General features: G+C 70.2%; 7 protein-coding genes. 4 read left to right on the top strand and 3 right to left on the bottom strand.

From position 1 onward, the window contains the following. On the top strand, nt 1–498 hold a 498-nt coding region (locus VFF46_RS18050; RefSeq protein ID WP_414673067.1), incomplete at its 5' end, for a calcium:proton antiporter. Here VFF46_RS18050 and VFF46_RS18045 read toward each other — a convergent pair. From VFF46_RS18045 to VFF46_RS18035, 3 genes are all read right to left on the bottom strand, one after another. After that, the gene (locus VFF46_RS18045) at nt 464–1897 is read right to left on the bottom strand and encodes an ankyrin repeat domain-containing protein (protein ID WP_325038303.1); all 1434 of its coding nucleotides are present in this window, start codon (nt 1895–1897) and stop codon (nt 464–466) included. The genes VFF46_RS18050 and VFF46_RS18045 overlap by 35 nt on opposite strands. Before the next feature lie 144 nt (nt 1898–2041). Then, complete coding sequence (locus VFF46_RS18040; RefSeq protein WP_325038302.1) at nt 2042–2401, bottom strand: nuclear transport factor 2 family protein; 360 nt, start codon at nt 2399–2401, stop codon at nt 2042–2044. Beyond that, the gene (locus VFF46_RS18035; protein WP_325038301.1) at nt 2398–3435 is read right to left on the bottom strand and encodes an amidohydrolase family protein; all 1038 of its coding nucleotides are present in this window, start codon (nt 3433–3435) and stop codon (nt 2398–2400) included. The genes VFF46_RS18040 and VFF46_RS18035 overlap by 4 nt, the downstream gene beginning before the upstream one ends. A 106-nt stretch (nt 3436–3541) precedes the next feature. Between VFF46_RS18035 and VFF46_RS18030 the strand changes: the two genes are divergently transcribed. The 3 genes from VFF46_RS18030 to VFF46_RS18020 form a co-directional block, all read left to right on the top strand. Then, nucleotides 3542–3988 (top strand): hypothetical protein, encoded by a 447-nt coding sequence (locus tag VFF46_RS18030; RefSeq protein ID WP_325038300.1) that lies wholly within the window; start codon nt 3542–3544, stop codon nt 3986–3988. Beyond that, nucleotides 3981–4403 carry a thiol-disulfide oxidoreductase DCC family protein gene (locus VFF46_RS18025; protein WP_325038299.1) on the top strand — a complete coding sequence of 141 codons (423 nt, stop codon included), beginning with the start codon at nt 3981–3983 and terminating at the stop codon, nt 4401–4403. The genes VFF46_RS18030 and VFF46_RS18025 overlap by 8 nt, the downstream gene beginning before the upstream one ends. After that, nucleotides 4363–4703 (top strand): TetR/AcrR family transcriptional regulator (locus VFF46_RS18020; protein ID WP_325038298.1); only part of this gene is annotated, 341 nt, incomplete at its 3' end. The genes VFF46_RS18025 and VFF46_RS18020, both read left to right, overlap by 41 nt.

Here is a 4703-nt window from a genome sequence, read left to right as displayed (position 1 = left end):
GGCGCCGACGAGGACGAGGACCAGCACGCCGACGCGCCCAGCGGAGCGACCGCGCTGCTCAGCCTCGGGCTGCTGTTCGTCTGCCTGGTGTCGGTGGTCGGACTCGCCAAGACCGTCTCGCCGAACCTCGAACACGCCGTCCAGTCGGCCGGCCTGCCGCTGTCGGTGGTCGGTGTCGTGATCGCGATGCTGGTGTTGCTGCCGGAGACGATCGCGGCGGTGCGGGCCGCACTGCGCAACCGTCTCCAGACCAGCGTCAACCTCGCGCTCGGCTCAGCGCTGGCCAGTATCGGCCTGACCATCCCCGCGATCGCGGTCGCCTCGATCTGGCTGAGCGGTCCGCTCGTCCTCGGGCTCGGCGGCAAGGAGATGGTGCTGTTCGCGCTGACCGTGGTGACCGGCATCATCACGCTGTCGACCGGTCGCGCCACGCTGCTGCAGGGCGCCGTTCACCTCATGGTGTTCAGCGCGTTCCTGTTCCTTGCGGTAAGCCCCTGAGGTAGTCGGCCACCGCGTCCTGGTGATTGTGTTCGGCCCAGCTCAGCGCGTTCCCCTGGTACAGCTGGTCTCGCAGCTCCGGGTCGGCGCCGAGCTCGACCAGCCGCCGTACCGTCTGCAAATGACCGTTGAGTGCGGCGCGGTGGATCGGCGCGACGCCCCGCGAGATCCCGTTCAGGTCGTACCCGAGCCGCTGCAGCGGCTCCATCGCCACGGCCCGCCCGACCTCGGCCGCTCGCACCGGGAGGTGCCGATTGCGGGCGACCGCGCGGGCCGCGAGCACGGGATCGACGTCCGGCAGCTCACCGCGCATCGCCGCGGCGTACAGCTCGTGGATCTCGTCCAACGGCGCCGCACCCCGCGCGCGGAGCAGCTCGGCGATCTCGGTGTGCCCCTGGACGGCGGCGAGTTCGTACGGGCGTTCGCCGCTGAACCCCGGGTGCTGCGTACCGGTGCCGTCGGGGTCGGTGCCTTGGGCAAGCACCAGCTCGACCCGGTGCACCAGCCCGGCCAGTGACGCGAACGCCAGCTCGTCCTCGAGCAGCTGTTGCGGCGTCGGATGCGCGGTCGTCATCCGCTCGTGCCACGGGCCGCCGTCACCCCGGCCGAGCCCGTACTCGAGCAACAGCTCCAGGTGTACGTCGTCGTACGGCGGGGGACACCCGGGACCGCAGTTGTACAGGGTCTGGCTGTCGTTGGGGTCGGCGCCCGCGTCGAGGAGCAGCCGTGCCAGCTCGACGCGATCGCGGTGCGCCGGCTGGTCGCCCTCGCCGCGGCCGAACACCCCGGTGAGCGCGGTGAACGGCGACGGCATGCCCTGCCACAGGTACCCGGCGTTCGGGTCGGCGCCGTTCTCGAGAAGCCTGCGGGCGATCTCGACCTGATGCGGAGCGTCGAGACGGCTGTAGGTCAGGTAGAGCAGCGGCTCCCAGCGATACGGCCCACCTTCGACGCTCGCCTGAGTGAAGTCGATGTCCGGGTCGCCGCAGACGACCTGTGTGTAGATGTTGCTCCGGGCAATGTCCGGGAAGCGTTCCAGGAGGTCGCGCGCGGCCTGTTGCCGGGCCGGATCGTCCTCGCCGTAGTGCAGGGTCGCGAGCCGGAGGAACTCGTCGGCGCGCTGCTCCGGCGTGTCCAGCGGACCGCCGACGGACTGCCGGTGCGGCGACCGGCTGTACTGATCGACCAGTTCCAGGTGCCGCACGATCCGCGGCCAGCTGGGGAAGCCGTAGCTGCGGGCTGTCACGAGCTGCGCGTCCGCCAGCGTCCGCACGGGATGGAACTCGCCGGCCAGCTCGACGGCGGTGGGTTCGCCCGCGCGCACGCCCTTGAGCAGGGCCTTCGCCTGACCGCGCAGGTGATCGAGATTCGGGTCGTCCGGAAGGTTTCGGGTCGGCATCGCCGACCTCCTCTCTACGAGCCTGCTGTCCGCATCGTCAGGCGAGAAAGGAGGTGAATCCGTACTCGAACACAAAACATCCCAGGTGGGCTGAGCCCTTCCCGCGGACCGGTGGCACCCTGAGCGCCTACCAGCGAGAGTAGCTCACCGCGGCTTCTCCATCCACCACTCGACGAACTCGTGCGCGCGGTCCTTCTCCATCCGGATCACCCACAGGTTGCTGAACTCGCCGGGCGGATTCGTCAGGTACGTCGTCCAGCCGCGGACGAACGCCACGCCGTCGCCGAACCCCAGCACCTCGTACTCGAACGTCGTCTCGCCCGGCGCGTCCGCGACGTCCAGCCAGGCGTCGACGATCGCCTCCTGGCCGACCACCGGCGCCTCGTCCGGCCGCCGGTACCAGGTGGCGTCCGCGGTCCAGAGCGCGGCGATGTCCTTCGGGTCGTTGCTCTCCCACGCCTTCCGGTACCGCTGCACCCAGCGGTCGAGGTCCTTCTCCTTCACGCGATCCGCCGGCCGTTGAGCACGACCCCGGCCGGTCGTGCCAGTACGTCGGGGTGCTCGCGCGGGTCCGCGTCGTACGTGACGAGATTGCCGGCGCCGCTCAGCCCGAGGAACTCCTGCGCCCCGGTCGACGCCGCGGTGATCGCCTGCTCGACGGACAACCCGTGCTCGACGAGCAGGGCGATCTCCAACGGGACCGTGCCGTCGACGTCGGAGCCGGTGAGTACGCGGACGCCGTACCGGTCGGCGAGCGGCAGGATCGAGGCCAGGTACTCGGAGCGGGCGTCCCGTCGCGCGGTCTGTTCCGGAGTCTCGTCCGGGCTCTTGTAGAGCGAGGCGCCGAGTGTCGGCGTCCACGCGCCGCCGCGGGCGCCGAGCGTCTCCAGGTCCTGCTCGGTGAGCGCCGTACCGTGTTCGACCGAGTCGATGCCCAGCCCGATCAGGTCGGTGACCCGGTCGCTGGTGACGTGCGCCGCGACCCGGGCGCCGCGGGCGTGCGCGAGCTCGACCATCGCCTCGATGACATCCAGGTCGTACGTCGGTCCGACCTTGCTGCCGCGGATCGGGCCGTTCGGGCCGACCTCGGGGAAGTCGCCGACCAGCTTGAGCCAGGTCGCGCCGTCGGCGATCTCGGTCTCCACCGCGGCCAGCAGGTCCTCCGGGGCGACCGGCTCGTACATCTGCGGGAAGTAGCGGTTCGCGGGCGCGAGGAACCGGCCGGCGGCCAGCACGTACGGGCGGTCGTCGTCGTTGGTCCGGGCGAGCTCGAGGGTCACCTCGCGGTTGCCGCCGACGTCGCGCAGGGCGCTGACGCCGGAGCGGGCGAGCGTACCGAGCATGTCCGCGGCGAAGTCCGCGCCGAGCATCGCGGGGCCGGTGTCGGTGTACGCCATGGTCAGGTGGCAGTGCGAGTCGACCAGGCCGGGTACGGCGTACCGGCCGGGCAGTTGGTCGCCGGTGGGGTCCTGGCCGAACGTCAGGCGGGCGGTGTCCCCGGTGGGGAGGACGGTTCCTTCGAAGACCCAGGTCGTCATACCCCCATCGTGCCCCAGATCACGTTCACCTCGACTTGAACATGTTCAAAAGAGCGGCGTACGGTCAGGACCGCCAGAGATTTGAACGTGTTCAAGAGTGAGGTGGATGATGGACATGACGGTCATGACGTACCTGCTCTACCTGCTGATCGCGGTGCCGTTGACGATCTGGGTGGCCCGGACGCTGAGCCGGTACGGGCGCGTGTTCCTGGTCGACGTCTTCCACGGGAACGAGGACATCGCGGAGGCGGTGAACCGGCTGCTCGTCGTCGGGTTCTACCTGCTCAACCTCGGGTTCGTGACGCTGTTCCTGCGCAGCGGGACGCCGGTCGAGAGCGCGAGCGGGATCTTCGAGCAGCTCAGCGTGAAGCTCGGGATCGTGATGCTGGTGCTCGGCGTGGTGCACCTGACGAACGTGTGGATCTTCAACAAGATCCGCAATCGCAGCAAGCTCGACACGCTGACCCGCCCGCCGGTGCCGCCGAACGACATGGTCCAAGGCCCCGCGTTCGCCGGTGGCCAGCCGCCGATGTGGCCGATCGAGCATGCGTGAACTGACAGTGCTGTACGACGCCGAGTGCCCGCTGTGCCGCCGGTTCACGAAATGGCTGGCCGGACAGCGGCCGGCGCCGGACGGGTACGGCGGGGTGGTGCGGCTGGTGTTCGTCGCGGCGGGGTCGGCGCACGCGCGGGCGCGCTACCCCGCGCTCGACCACGCTGCGACGTTGCGCGACATCACGGTGGTTGCGGACGACGGGTCGGTGTACGTCGGAGACCGGGCGTGGATCGTCTGCCTGTGGGCCACGGGGGAGCACAGGCACACCGCCGTACGGCTGGCGAGTCCGGCGCTGCGGCCGGTGGCGCGGGCGATGGTGCAGGCCGCGGCTGGGCTGCGGCGGTTGAGTGGAGGTGATTACGCTGACGGGTGTGACGGACGGTGCGACCGCGAAGGGCGAGCAGACGCGTGAGCTGATCCTGACGACGGCGCTGCGGTTGTTCCGGGAGCAGGGGTACGGCAAGACGACGATGCGCGCGATCGCCAACGAGGCGGGCGTTTCGGTCGGGAACGCGTACTACTACTACGGTTCCAAGGACCACCTGATGCAGGCGTACTACGACCTGCTCCAGGACCAGCACCGCGTCGCGGTCGAGCCGGTCCTCGCCGCCGAGCAGGCGTTCGTGCCGCGGATGACCGGCGTACTGCGGGCCTGGCTGGAGGTGGCCGCGCCGTACCACGAGTTCGCCGGCACGTTCTTCAAGACGGCGGC

It is taken from the genome of Kribbella sp., from assembly GCF_035655035.1.
Classification (GTDB): domain Bacteria; phylum Actinomycetota; class Actinomycetes; order Propionibacteriales; family Kribbellaceae; genus Kribbella.
Note: the sequence above shows the minus strand (reverse complement) of the source record. Positions and strands in the feature narration are given on the sequence as shown.

Excerpts from the sequence above, each read along its gene's own strand:
- VFF46_RS18045 (WP_325038303.1), bottom strand. The coding sequence starts at position 1,897 with ATGCCGACCCGAAACCTTCCGGACGACCCGAATCTCGATCACCTGCGC.
- VFF46_RS18035 (WP_325038301.1), bottom strand. The coding sequence starts at position 3,435 with ATGACGACCTGGGTCTTCGAAGGAACCGTCCTCCCCACCGGGGACACC.
- VFF46_RS18030 (WP_325038300.1), top strand. The coding sequence starts at position 3,542 with ATGATGGACATGACGGTCATGACGTACCTGCTCTACCTGCTGATCGCG.
- VFF46_RS18025 (WP_325038299.1), top strand. The coding sequence starts at position 3,981 with ATGCGTGAACTGACAGTGCTGTACGACGCCGAGTGCCCGCTGTGCCGC.